The organism is Exiguobacterium sp. JMULE1, assembly GCF_013337175.1.
GTDB lineage: Bacteria > Bacillota > Bacilli > Exiguobacteriales > Exiguobacteriaceae > Exiguobacterium_A > Exiguobacterium_A indicum.
In genome coordinates this window covers 1,800,014-1,812,248 of the sequence record NZ_SGWC01000002.1, presented here as the reverse complement: position 1 = coordinate 1,812,248, position 12,235 = coordinate 1,800,014, and the positions used below count along the sequence as shown (strand labels likewise).

9 protein-coding genes are annotated in these 12,235 nt (G+C 46.8%); all 9 read left to right on the top strand.

Going from position 1 to position 12,235, the window contains the following annotated elements:
* The first annotated feature begins 32 nt into the window (after positions 1 to 32).
* The 9 genes from EXW93_RS09840 (at position 33) to EXW93_RS09800 (ending at position 12,231) form a co-directional block, all read left to right on the top strand.
* On the top strand, positions 33 to 1,265 hold the full coding sequence (locus EXW93_RS09840; protein ID WP_023468674.1) for a M16 family metallopeptidase: 1,233 nt from the start codon (positions 33 to 35) through the stop codon (positions 1,263 to 1,265).
* A gap of 59 nt (positions 1,266 to 1,324) precedes the next feature.
* Positions 1,325 to 2,788, top strand: a complete 1,464-nt coding sequence (locus EXW93_RS09835; RefSeq protein WP_023468673.1) for a UDP-N-acetylmuramoyl-L-alanyl-D-glutamate--2,6-diaminopimelate ligase — start codon at positions 1,325 to 1,327, stop codon at positions 2,786 to 2,788.
* Positions 2,785 to 4,044 (top strand): lipid II:glycine glycyltransferase FemX, encoded by a 1,260-nt coding sequence (locus EXW93_RS09830; RefSeq protein ID WP_029342035.1) that lies wholly within the window; start codon positions 2,785 to 2,787, stop codon positions 4,042 to 4,044. Before EXW93_RS09835 ends, EXW93_RS09830 begins: the two co-directional genes overlap by 4 nt.
* Positions 4,044 to 4,706 (top strand): M15 family metallopeptidase, encoded by a 663-nt coding sequence (locus EXW93_RS09825; protein WP_075642532.1) that lies wholly within the window; start codon positions 4,044 to 4,046, stop codon positions 4,704 to 4,706. The genes EXW93_RS09830 and EXW93_RS09825 overlap by 1 nt, the downstream gene beginning before the upstream one ends.
* Positions 4,707 to 4,859: 153 nt before the next feature.
* Positions 4,860 to 6,524, top strand: coding sequence for a ribonuclease J (locus EXW93_RS09820; protein WP_023468670.1), 1,665 nt, complete (start codon positions 4,860 to 4,862; stop codon positions 6,522 to 6,524).
* Between the two features lie 68 nt (positions 6,525 to 6,592).
* Positions 6,593 to 8,740, top strand: coding sequence for a DNA translocase FtsK (locus EXW93_RS09815; RefSeq protein WP_174316413.1), 2,148 nt, complete (start codon positions 6,593 to 6,595; stop codon positions 8,738 to 8,740).
* Positions 8,741 to 9,072: 332 nt separating this feature from the next.
* Entirely contained in the window at positions 9,073 to 10,086 is a 1,014-nt protein-coding gene (locus EXW93_RS09810; protein ID WP_055968623.1) for a BMP family lipoprotein, read from the top strand.
* A 222-nt stretch (positions 10,087 to 10,308) separates the two neighbouring features.
* Positions 10,309 to 11,028 carry a GntR family transcriptional regulator gene (locus EXW93_RS09805; protein ID WP_023468666.1) on the top strand — a complete coding sequence of 240 codons (720 nt, stop codon included), beginning with the start codon at positions 10,309 to 10,311 and terminating at the stop codon, positions 11,026 to 11,028.
* 129 nt (positions 11,029 to 11,157) lie between these two features.
* Entirely contained in the window at positions 11,158 to 12,231 is a 1,074-nt protein-coding gene (locus EXW93_RS09800) for a BMP family lipoprotein (protein ID WP_055968621.1), read from the top strand.
* The last annotated feature ends 4 nt before the right edge of the window (positions 12,232 to 12,235 follow it).

Genomic DNA, 12,235 nt, shown 5'->3' with positions numbered 1-12,235 from the left:
CCACCTTGTTTCCTATATTTGGAGGAATTACTATGATCGAACGGATACAATTAGAAAACGGAGTTCGACTGATCGTTGAACGGATGCCGGAAGCACGCAGCGTCGCGACCGGAATCTTCATTCAAGCAGGAAGTCGGACGGAACAGATCGAGGAGCATGGTATCAGTCATCTCATCGAGCATATGATGTTTAAAGGAACAAAACGCCATACGGCAAAAGAGATTGCGGTTTACTTTGACCGACTTGGTGGAAATATTAATGCGTTCACGAGTAAGGATCAAACGTGTTATTACGTCAAGACACTAGATGAACATGCAGGCGAAGCCTTTCACGTATTGGCGGACATGTTCCTTGAATCGACGTTTGACGCGGATGAACTGGAAAAAGAGAAAAAGGTCGTCATTGAAGAGATCAAGATGTACGATGACACACCGGATGATCTCGTCCATGAGTTATTAGCTGTTGCGGCTTACGGAGAAGATGTCATGGCTCGACCGATTCTTGGAACGGAAGAGAGTGTGCTTCGGATTGATCGTGCGATGATCGGACGATATCTCGAAGAAGCGTATGCTCCGGATCAAATCGTCATTTCCGTTGCCGGAAACGTCTCAGACGAGTTGATTGCGCAGATTCAAGAGCGGATGTCGATTCTCGAATCACGATCGAAGACACGCGAGACGACAGAGCCAAGGTTACAAAATGGTGTGATTCGTAAGGAAAAGGATACGGAGCAGGCTCATATTTGTTATAATTTCCGTGCGATTCCTTCTGCTGACCCACGTTTGCCTGCCCTCGCCTTACTCAATAATGCATTCGGTGCGACGATGTCGAGTCGCTTGTTCCAATCCATCCGAGAGGAACGCGGTCTTGCCTATTCAGTCTTTTCCTATTACACGACGTTTGACGATCATGGAACGTTCACGATCTATGTCGGCACGTCTCCGGAATCGGTCGAAGAGGTCGAACAGGTCCTCGCTGCTGAAATCGATCGCTTGAAGCGGGATGGATTATCGACGAAGGAACTCGAAGATGGGATTGAACAGCTGAAAGGTTCTCTGATTCTAGGCAACGAAGGCACATCGAGTCACATGAATCGAAACGCCCGAAATGAGTTGCATCTACATCGCCATCCATCACTTGAAGAAGTGTTAGCGGATGTCGAACGGATTCGTCCATCGGATATCGAAGGGCTGATTGAGCACATCTTTTCGGAGGAACCGGCAAAGGCCTATATTCTTCCGGCAGACGAAGAAGAGGAAGCATGATAGCAGAACGGAATAGATGAAACATATGAAATGACGATGTCGAGAAAGAAGGAATACCGTTGAATTTAGCTGAATTGATTCAAGTCATACAGACGCAAAAAATCGAACGAATGGTAGAAGTGGACGTTACGTCCATTACGACCGATTCACGGGATGTTAAACCGGGAACATTGTTCGTCGCCATCAAAGGATATACTGTTGATGGACACGACTATGCTAAACAGGCGGAAGCACAAGGAGCGGTCGCGATCGTTGCGGAACAACCGGTCGACGTGTCGATTCCTGTCATTCTTGTTCGTAGTACATCACGTGCCATTGCCGAGTTGGCTGGCAAATTCTATGATTATCCTTCTGAAAAGATGCGGATGATTGGTATTACGGGAACGAATGGGAAAACGACGACGACGACGATCGTCCGTGATATATTAGCGCACCTTGGTCGGAAGACGGGCATCATCGGTACGGTTGAAGTCAAGATTGGTGACCGCGTCGTGCCAAGTCGCAATACGACACCACAAAGCTCCGAGTTACAAGCCTTTCTGTATCAGATGCACGAAGAAGATGTCCAAGATGTCATCATGGAAGTCTCTTCACATGGATTAGAGCTTGGTCGGGTAACGGGTGTCGATTACGACGTTGCGGGATTTACGAATCTGACGCATGATCACCTTGATTTCCACAAAACGTTTGAAAACTATGCGCGTGCCAAAGGATTGTTGTTTGCACAACTCGGTCAACGGCTGTCGACAGAGAAAGTCGCGGTCTTGAATGCGGATGATCCGACGAGTGAGCTGTATGAGATGATGACAGGTGCTCGTGTCATGACATACGGCATCGACAACGCAGCTGATCTTCGAGCAACAGCGATTGAACAGTCGCTTCAACAAACGACGTTCACGATGCTGTACAAGGAAGAACAAGTCGATGTCACGGCGAATTTCATCGGTCGCTTCAACGTCTACAATCTGTTGCTTGCGACAGGGATCCTCTTATCTTGCGGATATGAGCTAGCGACGATTGCAGGCGCGATTTCAGCAATCCGTCCGGCAAAAGGTCGGATGCAACGCTTGCCGATTGAAGGATATAACGTGTATGTCGACTATGCGCATACGCCTGACGGCATCGAACAGTGTCTGAAAGCACTCGTTGACGTACCGAAGGAAAAGATCGTCTTCCTGATCGGGACAGGTGGAAATCGCGATGTGACGAAACGACCAAAGATGGGCGAACTCGCTTCGACGTACGCAGGAACCGTTGTCATCACAACGGATGATCCACGATATGAAGCATATGAGTCGATTACATCCGGCATCGCCAAAGGGATGACCCACGATCAGTTCGTTGAAATCGGTGATCGGGAAGAGGCTGTGCGTTACGCAGCACGACTCGCACGACCAGATAATATCGTCATCTTAGCCGGTAAGGGCCATGAAAAATATCAAATCATTGGGGATGAGAAATTCCCGCTCGATGAGGAAATCATCGTCAAAGAGATGATACGGCAAATGGAGGAACAGAAGTGACTTATCAACCAATCGTTGTAACCATAGATCAATTTGAAACATTCGTAAAAACACATCCCAAAGGCGACTTACTCCAGCTTCCAGCATGGGGAGAAGTCAAAAGCGCGACAGGATGGACACATGAACGGATCGCGGTCGGAACGGCTTCCGGTGAGATTGCCGGAGTTGGTCTTCTTTTGTTCAAGAAAGTACCGAAGCTACCGTTCACGCTTTGTTATGCACCGCGCGGTTTCGTCGTCGATTATACGGATACGGACGCACTTCGCGCCCTTCGTGACGAAGCGATTCGTGTCGCAAAACAACAGAAGGCAATTGCGATTAAATTTGATCCAAACGTCGAGCGGGAAGAATATCCTGGTCTGTTGCAGGAGATGCAAGGACTTGGCTTTAAACATAATGGCTTCGGTGGCGGTTTTGACTACGCGCAGCCACGCTTTACGATGGAGACGAGTCTTGTAGGGACAGAAAAAGAGATCTTCGACGGTTTCCATTCGAAGTTCCGCTACAACGTCCGCCTTGCTGAACGCAAAGGTATCGTATGCGAACAAGCGGATCGTGAAGGGCTAAAGACATTTGCGAAACTGATGGTCGAGACGGGCGAACGGGATGGTTTCTCGATCCGCGGTCTGGATTATTTCGAGAATCTGTACGATCATCTCCATCCAAAAGGTGATGCGGTCTTGTTTTTGACGAAACTCGATGTCGTACGTGCGCTTGAGAATACAGAAGCTTTATTACTTCAAGCCGATAAGGAACTCTCGAAGATTCATCGTCAGCTTGAGAAAGAGACGGCTGAGAAAAAGTTAAAGAGCTTAAACAATCGCTTGGAGCAGACGACAGCACAAATCGAAAAAGCCGAGAAGTCGAAGACGGAACTGATGACGATTGCTGCCAAACATCCAAACGGTGTCATCCTGTCTGGTGGTCTTTTGACGCTTGCTGGTCGTCGCTCGTATTACTTATACGGCGCTTCATCGAACGAGTACCGGGAATTCATGCCGAACCACTTGATGCAGTGGACGATGATGCAATATGCGAAAGAACATGGTGCGCTCTCCTATGACTTCGGTGGAGTCAGTGGTTCGACAGACCCGGATGATCATTACGCGGGACTCTATGCCTTTAAATCTGGTTGGGGTAGCCGGATGATTGAAAAAATCGGTGAGTTCGATTATGTACTCAATCGTCCGCTCTATCTGTTGCTTGAGACTGGGTTGCCGATTCTACAAAAACTTCGGAAGAAGCTTCGCCGCTGATGAAACGGGGAACAATCTTCGGTTGGATCGTATTTTTATTGACGATGTTTGCGATTGGATTGTTTCTTGCGGCATCCATGAATCGGATGCCGACGATTTTAATGGATCAACCGGAGCTCGGGATTGATAGTTGTCCACGAGATGTAGCGGGGGAAGATCGCTTAATTAATGCAAGCGAGACGAACCTGAAGCGTCTCCACCCTGCTGTCGAGACAGGGGCAAAGGATCTGATCCGTGTTGCGCATTCGTGCTACAATATCGATATCAAGATTACGCAAGGATACCGCTCGATTCAGCAACAGAACGCGCTTTATGAACAAGGACGTTCTAAGGCAGGGGAAGTCGTCACGAATGCACGTGGTGGTGAATCAATGCACAATTATGGACTCGCTGTCGATTTCGTTCAGCTCGTGAATGGAGAGATTTCATATGATCTTGAGTATGATGGGAATCGGTCAGGGAAAAGTGATTGGCGTGAAGTCGCGGATATCGGAAAAGCGCTCGGTTTCGAATGGGGAGGCGATTGGAAACGATTCGTCGACTATCCTCATTTTGAGATGACGTTCGGGTATTCGCTCGACGAACTGAAGGCTGGTGAACGTCCAAGCCGTTCGGAAAAAGCGAAACGAACGGAAGAAGTCGAAGATTTGTTGAATACGTGATCAACGTCATTCCTGGAGTAATGTGGCAGGAATGACGTTTTTTTTAGATTTCCTAGTCCGATTGTTGGCAGATTGTGAAAATTCGGCTAGAATAGTGATAGTGATAAGTGGACGGCTCACGAAAAGTGAATATGAATTATAGGAGGTCATGTTGTGTCAAAGAAGAAGACGGAAAAAGTAAGCGTCTTTGCTCTTGGTGGCGCCGGTGAGATCGGGAAGAACATGTACGTCGTCGAACTCGACGAGGACATCTTCGTCATCGATGCCGGATTAATGTTCCCAGGAGACGAGATGCTTGGAATCGATAAAGTCATTCCAGACATCAGTTATTTAAAAGAAAACAAAGAGCGGATTCAAGGGATTTTCATTACCCATGGTCACGAGGATCATATCGGGGCACTCAGTTACGTCTTGCGTGACTTAAAAGTACCGGTTTACGGAACGCGTTTGACGCTCGGTTTGATTGAACACAAATTAAAAGAAGCCGGTTTATTGAAAAAGGCAGATCTTCGTCCAATTGATGCCAAGACGAAATTAACCGTTGCAGGTCATTTTATTACGTTCTTCCGGGTCAACCACTCGATTCCGGATGCAGTCGGGGTTTGTATTCAAACATCTCAAGGTGCAATCGTCCATACAGGGGATTTCAAGTTCGATTACACACCAGTCGATGGAAAACAGGCGGATTTCGGAAAGATTGCAGCAATTGGTCAACGGGGAGTACTTTGCTTACTGTCTGACTCAACGAATGCAGAGCGACCAGGGATGTCTGGATCAGAATCGATCGTCGGTTCTGAACTGAACGACGTCATCTATGAGGCACCAGGACGTGTCATCGTCGCTTCATTTGCTTCGAACATTCATCGTCTACAACAAGTGTTTGCGGCAGCAGAAGCGAACAATCGAAAAGTAGCGGTCGTTGGTCGTAGCATGGTCAATAACGTCGAAGTGGCACAGCGTTTGAATTACTTACGCTTCAAACAGAAAACATTGATTGATCTATCTGACATCAACCGCCTCGACGACAACCAAGTCGTCATCTTGACGACAGGATCGCAAGGTGAGCCGATGGCAGCCTTGACACGAATGGCGCGTAACGCACATAAGCAAGTCAATATTCGCTTGAACGATACGGTCGTCGTTGCGGCTTCGCCGATTCCGGGTAACGAAAAGTCGGTTTCGAAAACGATCGATCTTTTGTTCCGTGCTGGTGCGAATGTCATTTACAACCAACGGAAAGTACACGTATCCGGTCACGGTCATGCGGAAGATCTGAAGTTGATGCTCAACTTGATCAAACCGAAATTTTTCCTACCGATTCACGGAGAATTCCGGATGCAAAAGGCACACAGTCGTCTCGCACAGACGGTTGGCGTCAATGCGAACAACATCTTCATCATCGAGAATGGGGATGTCGTTGAGTTCGAGAAGCGCAAAGCACGGATGTCACGCAAAGTGAACGCTGGAAACGTCTTGATCGACGGAATCGGTGTGGGTGATGTCGGAAACATCGTCCTTCGTGATCGTCGCTTGTTATCGCAAGACGGTGTCGTCCTTTGTGTCATTACGATCAGCCGGAAAAACAAAACGATCGTATCGGGACCAGAAATCATCTCTCGCGGATTCGTCTACATGCGTGAATCAGAGGATATGATCAACGAAGCAAACCGAATCGTTGCGAAACAACTACAAGGTAAATTAAACGGAGAATTGGATTGGACGGAGATGAAGTCGTTGATTCGAGATAAACTGAGTGCTTATCTCTATGAACAGACGAAACGCCGCCCGATGATTCTTCCAATCATCATGGAGATTTAACAAACGAGCGGCTCAGATTGACCAATACCTGGTCCACTGAGCCGTTTTTTTATCAGGAGGGATGACGTATGGCGACGACGAAACGAAAACCTGTACGAAAAAAAACGCCGCCACGGAAACGACCGGCAGCGAAGAAACAACGTCAGCCGATTGCGTATCGTACATATGCGACCATCATCGCAATCGTCTCATTATTAGCTTTCGTTCTCGCTTTCGGGGAGTTCGGGAAAGTCGGACTGACGCTAGCCGATGGAGGAGAGCGGTTAATTGGTCAGTTCGGTTCCTTATTATATGGTGGAATCGGTGCTGTGCTACTTTTACTCCTCTCGAATGCGTCGCGTGCTCAAAAATGGGCATGGTCGATGTTACTGATGGGTTCAGTCGTCTGGATTGATCTATTGCTCGGAGCACCACGTGGTATTCTCAATGGATGGCTCTATCAAAACGCAGCTTATTATATTTCGAGCGTGGGTGCCTTCTTGATTGGTCTGTTCTTCATCGGAACGGCCGTTCATATACTAAACCCATCGTTTTATGGAGAGCTGTGGCTTGGGCTCCGAGAACGTGCAGAAGAGTTTCGCAATCGTGAACGGACACCACGTCCTCGTGTCGAAAAAGAGTTGAAAGCGAAACCGGTTCGTGAGAAAAAAACGAAGACATTGCGACCAGCAACTATCGAGGAACCCATCGAAACGGAACAAGAAGCAGAAGATCCTTCAGTCAACATTCAAGACGTTCCGATCATCGGTTTCACGGATCATGTTGAACCGCAAGCAGCGGAGACACAAGGACCGTTGACGATGACAGAGACACCCGACGGTTATCAATTGCCGTCGCTTGATTTGTTAGCAGAACCAACATCAAAAGACTTGTCCGGTGAGAACAAACGATTGAAGGACAATGCGACGAAATTAATCGCGACCTTAAAGTCGTTCGGGATCGGAGCAAAAGTTTTAAAGATTCATCTCGGACCTAGTGTCACGAAGTACGAGATTGAACCAAAACAAGGAATCAAGCTTAGTCGAATCACGGGACTCGCCGATGACTTAGCGCTAGCGTTAGCCGCAAAAGATATCCGGATCGAAGCACCGATTCCGGGTAAAGCGGCTGTTGGAATCGAGGTGCCGAACCGTGAAGTGGCCATGGTATCACTTCGAGAAGTACTAGGAGCGGAGAGCGTCCAATCGGACAGCGATCGTTTGCTCGTCGCACTCGGACGAAGCATTTCTGGTGAGACGGTGACAGCGAAGTTGAATAAGATGCCACACGTCTTAGTTGCCGGTTCGACGGGTTCCGGTAAATCGGTCTGTATCAATGGGATGATTGTCTCGATATTGATGCGGGCACGACCGGATGAAGTCCGCTTGATGATGATTGACCCGAAAATGGTCGAATTGAACGTCTACAACGGCATTCCGCACCTCTTAGCGCCCGTCGTCACCGATCCTAAAAAAGCGGCACAGGCATTAAAACAGGTTGTCTCGGAAATGGAACGCCGTTATGAGATCTTCAGTCAAAACGGAGCGCGCAACATCGAAGGCTACAATGCACTCATTGATAAGATGAACGCAGAGGAGAAAGTGCATCAACGATTACCGTACATCGTTGTCATCGTCGATGAGTTAGCTGACTTGATGATGGTCGCGTCAAACGAAGTCGAAGATGCGATCATGCGACTTGCACAAATGGCGCGAGCAGCAGGAATTCATATGGTCATTGCGACGCAGCGTCCGAGTGTTGACATCATCACCGGTGTCATCAAGGCGAATATCCCGTCGCGGATCGCATTCAGTGTATCGAGTGCGACTGACTCGCGGACGATTCTTGATACGGGAGGCGCTGATAAATTGCTCGGACGAGGAGATATGTTGTTACTTGGTAACGGCATGAACAAACCGGTCCGCGTACAAGGAGCCTTTTTATCGGACGAAGAAGTCGAGAAGGTCGTCAATCATGTCATCAGTCAGCAAAAGGCACAGTATGTTGAAGCGATGATTCCAAAAGATGTACCAGAGGGCGAAACAGAGGTCGACGATCCACTATACGATGAGGTCGTTCAGTTCATTCTGACACAAGAGACGGCATCAACGTCGATGATTCAACGAAAGTACCGCATCGGTTACAACCGAGCTGCCCGTCTTATTGATGCGTTAGAAGAAAACGGTCTGATTGGTCCATCTGAAGGATCTAAACCACGCCGCGTCATGGGACGTTAATCGAGTAGAAAGGAAGTCGTGGAATATTCCAAGGCTTCCTTTTCTTTTCTAGAAAAATGTATAGAGAAGACTCGGTATCTCGAAAAAAGAAAAGGCACATGAAAAAAAGACATGATGATTTTGTAAAAATAGAAATGACTGGAAAAATTAATGAAGGCATCAAAAATAAAATCGCTTTCATGAAAATAGTTGTCAGACGTCTGTTGATTTTCAGTAGTGTTTTTGGCATACTCAGTCATATGAGTGACCGACCTTCAACACGAGGGCTGGGAGCGGCTTTTTCACAAATAGATAATGAAAGCGCTCTCATAATTGCAGAGGAGATGGATGAAATGAAGAAGAAACAGGTAATCGTATCGATGATGTCAGTAGCGACAGTTGGTCTTGCTGCTTGTGGTGGTTCAGGTGAGAAAGCCGATCAAAAAGATCAATTCTCTGTTGCGATGGTAGCCGATAAGGGTGGGATCGATGATAAATCGTTCAACCAATCCGCTTGGGAAGGTCTGCAAGCGTACGGTAAAGACAACAAACTTCAAAAGAATGAAGGGTTCTCTTATCTACAATCTAAATCGCAACAAGATTATCAGCCGAATCTATCACGTCTTGCTCGTGGGGGAGAAGATTTAGTTTTCGGAATCGGGAACACGTTCAATGAGGATATCAAAACAGTTGCTGATCAATTCAAAGACACACAATTCGCAATCATCGATAACGTCGTTGAAGGAAAAAACGTCACGTCGATCACATTCAAGGAAAATGAAGGAGCGTATCTTGCAGGGATCGTTGCTGCAATGGAGACGAAAAAAAATCATATCGGTTTCGTTGGTGGGATGAAGATGGACGTCATCGAGCGTTTCCGTGCCGGTTTCGAAGCAGGTGCTAAGTCCGTCAATCCGAAGATTAAAATCGATGTCCAATATGCGGAAGACTTCGCAGCTCCAGAAAAAGGTCAAGCGATCGCAGCTGGAATGTATGGTAAAGGCGCAGATATCATCTTCCCAGCAGCAGGTGGTACAGGAAACGGTGTCTTCACAGAGGCGAAGAACCGTAAGAAAAACGGTGAAAACGTCTCAGTCATCGGTGTCGACCGAGACCAAAAAGAAGAGGGTATGCCGGAAGATGTTACATTAACTTCTGTCATCAAACGTGTCGACCGTGCAGTCGAAGATACAGCAAACGCAGCGAAGGACGGTAAACTCGAGGGCGGCAAAACGATTCGTTATGGTCTGAAAGAAGATGGCGTTGATATCGTACCATCTGAAAAGATTTCGAAGAAGACGTTGACTGCGCTTGAGAAAGCAAAAACAGATGTCGTTTCTGGAAAAATCGAAGTACCTGAGCAATAAGCGTTGAAAAAAGAAGGGGCATTCTTAGGTAGAATGCCCTATTTTCTTCCATTATTGATTGCGTTATGAAAAGGGTTACAAAAGCGCCAGAAGTCAGACTTCTAACCTGTTACAAAATGATTGCAGGATTGTGTTGGGCGTCATATACTTATCTTGGCTGGAGTTCTCATACGTCAGAAGTCTGAGCACTGGTTACAACTAGATAGAGGATGGAGATGCGTCATGTCGATTAAATTAGATCATCGTTTGCTTTATTTACGTGTGATTGAAAAGATCAAGTCTGACATCGATGACGGCGTTTACAAGGAAGGCGAGAAGCTCCCTTCAGAGTTTGAACTTTCAAAGCAACTTGGCGTCAGTCGAGCTACTCTTCGAGAGGCTTTACGAATTCTTGAAGATGAGAACATCGTCATCCGTAAACACGGTGTCGGTACGTTTATCAATGCAAGACCACCGTTTACTTCTGGAATCGAAGAATTGTACAGCGTAACAGAAATGATTGCGCGAGCAGGTATGGTTCCGACATCAGAAGTGTTATCATCCGAGATGGTCCAACCGACTGAGCGCGACCGAGAGCGTTTTCAACTTGGTCCGGATGAATTGGTTTATCGAATCGAACGAATCCGACTCGCAGGGGATGTTCCTGTCGTCTATTGTATCGATAAGATTCCAAGCCATTATATTAAAAATGAAGAGCAGTTCACCTCTTCGACATCATTATTTGATGCTTTAGAAAAAGAACTTGGACGACGTGTCACGCATGCCGTGACGCACATCGAGCCACGTATTGATCCGAAAATCGCTGAACAATTACATACGGACCAACCTTTGCTCGCGTTGCGTCAAACGCATTATGATGAGCTCGACCGTTCCGTTCTTTTTTCAGCGAACTATTTCCGAGCAGATAAGTTTGATTTCCACGTCATCCGTAAACGTGTGTGAGCCATTGTTTTAGGATGAATACTGAAAGCGCTTTCCGTCATAACCTACGTAACGCTCCTCATCGCCAGCCTCGGGTGCTAGACGTAGTCTTGAACTTTGTATGACCATATTCGAAAGGGGATTTTCCAGATGAAAAAGAAGTCACTTCTCGCATTAGCAGCAACAGGTTTAGCAATGAGTTCGGTCCTTGCAGCATGTGGTGGCAACGACGATTCAAAAGATTCAGGTAGCGGCAGCAAATCAGACGGCTTTAAAGTAGGTATGGTTACAGATACAGGCGGTGTTGATGATAAATCATTCAACCAATCTGCTTGGGAAGGTATCCAAAAGTTCGGAAAAGACAACGACTTAAAAGAAGGTACTGGTTACAAATATCTTCAATCTGCAAAACAATCGGATTACCAACCAAACCTTCAGCAATTAGCTCGTGCTAAATATGACTTGATCCTCGGTATCGGGTTCTTGATGGGGGAAGATATCGGTAAAGTAGCGGATCAATTCAAAAAGAGCAACTTCGCACTCGTCGATATGGTCGTTGACAAGCCAAACGTAGCGTCAATCGTCTTCAAAGAAAATGAAGGATCGTTCCTCGTTGGTGTCGTTGCTGGTTTGACAACGAAATCAGATAAAGTCGGATTCGTCGGCGGCGTTAACTCTGACTTGATCAAGAAGTTCGAAAGTGGATTCAAAGCAGGTGTTAAAGCAGTCAACCCTGATGCTGACATCGAAGTTCAATATGCAGAAGACTTTAATGCTGCTGAAAAAGGACAAGCAATCGCTTCAGGTATGTACGGTAAAAAAGTCGACGTCATCTATCATGCAGCTGGTGGTACAGGACAAGGGGTATTCACAGAAGCGAAAAACCGTAAGAAAAACGGTGAAGATGTTTGGGTTATCGGTGTAGACCGTGACCAAGTCGAAGAAGGTATGCCTGAGAACGTCACATTGACGTCAATGGTTAAACGTGTTGATACAGCAGTTGAACAAGTCGCTAAAGATACGAAAGACGGCAACTTCCCTGCAGGTAAAGTCGTTGAGTTTGGTCTGAAAGACGGCGGTGTTGATATCGCACCTTCAAAAGACAACGTTTCGAAAGAAGCGCTCGACAAAGTCGAAGAGTACAAAAAACAAATCATCGATGGCGACGTTAAAGTCCCAGCGACAGACGACGAGTACAAAGAATACGAAGCGTCACTGAAATAATAAT

What these genes read in the sequence shown, in the direction of transcription:
- EXW93_RS09800 (WP_055968621.1), top strand. Translation starts at nt 11,158, where the DNA reads ATGAAAAAGAAGTCACTTCTCGCATTAGCAGCAACAGGTTTAGCAATG.
- EXW93_RS09825 (WP_075642532.1), top strand. Translation starts at nt 4,044, where the DNA reads ATGAAACGGGGAACAATCTTCGGTTGGATCGTATTTTTATTGACGATG.
- EXW93_RS09805 (WP_023468666.1), top strand. Translation starts at nt 10,309, where the DNA reads ATGTCGATTAAATTAGATCATCGTTTGCTTTATTTACGTGTGATTGAA.
- EXW93_RS09810 (WP_055968623.1), top strand. Translation starts at nt 9,073, where the DNA reads ATGAAGAAGAAACAGGTAATCGTATCGATGATGTCAGTAGCGACAGTT.
- EXW93_RS09815 (WP_174316413.1), top strand. Translation starts at nt 6,593, where the DNA reads ATGGCGACGACGAAACGAAAACCTGTACGAAAAAAAACGCCGCCACGG.
- EXW93_RS09840 (WP_023468674.1), top strand. Translation starts at nt 33, where the DNA reads ATGATCGAACGGATACAATTAGAAAACGGAGTTCGACTGATCGTTGAA.